This is a genomic window from Micromonospora sp. KC207, from assembly GCF_004348615.1.
GTDB lineage: Bacteria > Actinomycetota > Actinomycetes > Mycobacteriales > Micromonosporaceae > Micromonospora.
Genome location: NZ_SMKJ01000451.1, coordinates 1 through 3,513 on the forward strand (window position 1 = coordinate 1; position 3,513 = coordinate 3,513).

The window sequence follows — 3,513 nt, forward strand, 5'->3', positions numbered from 1 at the left end:
GCACCTGCCTGCCGCTCCGCCGGGCCCGACGCGGGGCCCGGGTCTGCCCGGTCGGGAGGCGGCACAGCCCGCTCGCCGGCGCTCAGGTCGCTGGGTCGGCCCAGCGAACGGGGCGGTAGCGCCGTGAACACGGAACGCCGCCGAGATCGGCTGTTGCGCAGCGGCCACCCCACGGCCGTCGCAGCGGCGACCAGACACACGGCCACCAGCCAGCCCGTCGTGGTCACTCGGCGTCCCCGTGCCGGGGAGCCGCCCCGTACGCCTCGGTCGCGCCGCCCGACCCGCGACGTTCCCGGTCCGGCCACCCCGCGCCCAGGACCGGCGGGACCAGTACGTCCCGCTCCCGTAGCAACGCGCCGAGGGCCCGCGCGGCGGGACCGGGACCATGGCCGCGCACCCAGACCGGGACGACCGTGACCAGGCGATCCGGGCCGTCCGGAAGCAGCAGGCAGACCGACTCCAGCACCCGGCCCCGCGCGCCCCGGCGGACCTGGAGCAGCACCTGGAGCGCGGCGGCGACCTGGGCGTGCAGCGCGGCCCGGGGCAACCCGCCCAGCATGCCGAGCGCCTCCAGCCGGGCCGGTACGTCCGAGGGCGCGTTGGCGTGCAGCGTCCCCGCCCCGCCGTCGTGGCCGGTGTTCAGGGCGGCGAGCAGATCGACGACCTCCCCGCCCCGGCACTCCCCCACCACGAGCCGGTCCGGGCGCATCCGGAGGGCCTGCCGAACCAGGTCGTTGAGGCCGACCGCACCGGAGCCCTCCACGTTGGAGGTGCGGGCCTGCAACCCGACCACGTGCGGGTGCACGGGGCGCAGCTCGGCGGCATCCTCGACCAGCACGATCCGCTCGGTTGCCGGAACCAGCCCGAGCAGGGTGTTGAGCAGGGTCGTCTTGCCGGAACCGGTGCCGCCCACGACCAGGTACGCGAGTCGGGCGGCCACCACTGCGGCCAGTACCGGGGCGATCGGCCGGGGCACGGTGCCCTGCCGCACCAGGTCGTCGAGGGTGAACGGGCGCTGCCGGAAGGTGCGCAGGGACAGGTAGGGCCCGTCGGTGGCCACCGGGGGCAACACGGCGTGCAGCCTGGTGCCGTCGGGCAGCCGGGCGTCCGCGTACGGGGAGCCGTCGTCGAGGCGGCGGCCGGCCCCGGCCGCGAGGCGCTGCGCCAGGCGTCGTACGTCGTCGACGGTGCCGACCGGCACCGCGACCTGGTACAGGCCCTGGCCCCGGTCGACCCACACCCGGGTTCCATTGACCAGCACGTCGGTCACCTCTGCGTCCGCAAGCAGGGGTGCCAGCGGGCCCGCGCCGACCAGGTCGTCGTGCACCCGGCCGGCGATCCGGAGCACGGCGGTGTCCCCGAGGATCGCCGCCGCCGGCTCGGCGCGTACGGCGGAGACCACGGCTGCCGGGGTGACCGGGGCGGCCGTGGCGGCGAACCGCTGGCGCACCCGGCTGGCGAGTTCCTCGCCGTCGGCGTGGCCGTTCACGCCGCACCCGACGTCGGGAGGCCGGTCAGCTCGCCGACGATCCGCTGGCAGAGCGCGGCGAGGGGTCCGCGCCCGTCGGCGGCGGGTGCCTCCCCGCGCTCCAGCCCTCGGCACAGCCCCGGCTCGGGACGAAGCGTGCCGGCCAGGGGCAGCCCCAGGGCGCGGGCCACCTCGACGGCCTTGAGCCGGCCCGGTGCCGGGCCGCGCACGACGACGGACAGTTGGGCGCAGTGCGGGACGGCGGCCGCTGCCACCCGGGCTGCCGCGGCGGTGGCCCGCAACTCGGCTGGCACGACGAGGAACGCCTGGTCGGCGGCCTGCAACGCGAGCACGGCCGGGTCGTCGAGATGGCGAGGCACGTCGGCCACGACGAAGTCGCGCCCCCGCCGGGCCGCATCCAGGGTGGCCGCCATCGCCGGGGCGGGCAGCGGCAGGGGGTCTCCCCGGTCCCAGGAGAGCACCACCAGGTCGCCGCGGCTGGGCAGGGCCCGAACCAACGCCGGCGGGTCGACCCGCCCGTCGGCGTCGGTGAGCGCCGGCCAGCGCAGCCCGTCCAGTTGCTCCCAGCCGAGCACCAGGTCCAGCCCACCGCCGAGCGGGTCGGCGTCGACGAGGAGGGTACGCAACCGGGCCCGGGCGGCGGTGACGGCCAGCCCACCGGCGAGGACGCTGGCCCCGGCGCCGCCCCGGCCGCCGAGCACCGCGACCACCCGGGCCACGCCGTCGCCGGCCCGGTCCGGCGCGCACTCGGCGAACCGGTCCACCAGCCATGGCTCGGCGGCAGGCAGGGTGGCGACGTGCTCAGCGCCGATCAGCTCGGCGATCTCCCAGCCGGGATCGAGCTGCCCGGTCCGGCCCACCAGGACCATCCGCGACCGGCGCGGCAGCCGCGCCCGCAGGCAGGCCTGCGCCTGGTCGTCGCCCACCAGCACCAGCGGTGCGGGCGACCACCGGGACCGGGCGGCGGCCGGGTCCGCGGCCACCTCGACCTCCGTGCCGCCGGCGGCGGCGAGCCGGAGCAGATCGTCGAGGAGGTTGTCGTCCGAGGTCACCACCAAGGGCAGTCGGCGTCGCGGCGAGAGCGAGGTACGGGGTGGTGGCATCGCGGCCTCCAGCAGTCGGCTCGGGGGTGCTGCCCGAGAGCGTGCCCGGGGCGGCCCCCGCTCGCCGCCGGCTCGGGCTCTCCTGTGGACAACCGGAGGCACTGTGGACATCGCCCGAAAGCCGAGCCGATCTGCTATGGCAAAACACCGTCGCCCAGGTGGGAGGCACCCACAGCGGCGCAGCCCCCGAGTCGTCAGATCGGCCCGCCGCACGGCGACACCGCATCACCCGGCCGGGGGCTGGCCGCACCCGGTGTGACGATCCACGTTCAGAGGAGCCAATGGAGGGACCGCTATGCGATTTTCGACGCGAAACATTGACCTGGGGGATCCCTCGTCGCGCATAATTCGATCCTCCGTGCCATTGATCGAAGTGGCACCGTGCGCGGACCGGGGACATGACCCACTCAAGCGAGTTCGACGACCGGCACAGACTCGACATCGCCAGGAAGACCGGGGACGGGGCCGGGCCGGCGCGCCTACGCATCGGTGGCTGGGTGCCGCCGTCGGTGGAGCGCGCGTCCGTGCCTCCCGCGGCCTACGGGGCGTTGCCCGCTGCGGACAGGTGGACCACGACGGGTCCGGGGTCGCCACCGGCGGCCCGGCCGACGTCCGCCCCGTCGAGGAGGGCGCGCAGCAGCGACGGGCTGCAACTGGCCCTCGTCCTGGCCTCCGTGGTGGTCGGGCTGGTGGCCACGCTGATCATCATGCTGTTGCCGCTCTTCAACGCCTACCAGCCCTACCAGCCGGGGCCGATCGCCCAGGAACCCATCCGGGTGGGGCTCCCCACCGACAGTGCGACGCCCACGCCCACCCTCTCGCCGGCGGCGGGGTCCCTGTCGAACCGGGCCTCGGCACCGCCCCCGGCCTCCACGTCGGGCCGTCCGCCCACCGGCAGGCCCCGGACCGTCGCCCCGACCG

At 76.4% G+C, this 3,513-nt stretch carries 3 protein-coding genes and 1 pseudogene; 1 reads left to right on the plus strand and 3 read right to left on the minus strand.

Annotated elements, in window-relative coordinates:
* From E1258_RS34160 to ssd, 3 genes are all read right to left on the minus strand, one after another.
* Nucleotides 1-227 (minus strand): hypothetical protein (locus tag E1258_RS34160; RefSeq protein WP_207919865.1); only part of this gene is annotated, 227 nt, incomplete at its 3' end.
* Nucleotides 224-1,489 (minus strand): TadA family conjugal transfer-associated ATPase, encoded by a 1,266-nt coding sequence (locus E1258_RS31070; RefSeq protein ID WP_132407366.1) that lies wholly within the window; start codon nucleotides 1,487-1,489, stop codon nucleotides 224-226. The genes E1258_RS31070 and E1258_RS34160, both read right to left, overlap by 4 nt.
* Nucleotides 1,486-2,541 carry a septum site-determining protein Ssd gene (gene ssd / locus E1258_RS31075; RefSeq protein WP_207919867.1) on the minus strand — a complete coding sequence of 352 codons (1,056 nt, stop codon included), beginning with the start codon at nucleotides 2,539-2,541 and terminating at the stop codon, nucleotides 1,486-1,488. Before ssd ends, E1258_RS31070 begins: the two co-directional genes overlap by 4 nt.
* Nucleotides 2,542-2,990: 449 nt before the next feature.
* Between ssd and E1258_RS31080 the strand changes: the two are divergent.
* Nucleotides 2,991-3,513, plus strand: a pseudogene (locus E1258_RS31080) (hypothetical protein); the annotation flags it as partial.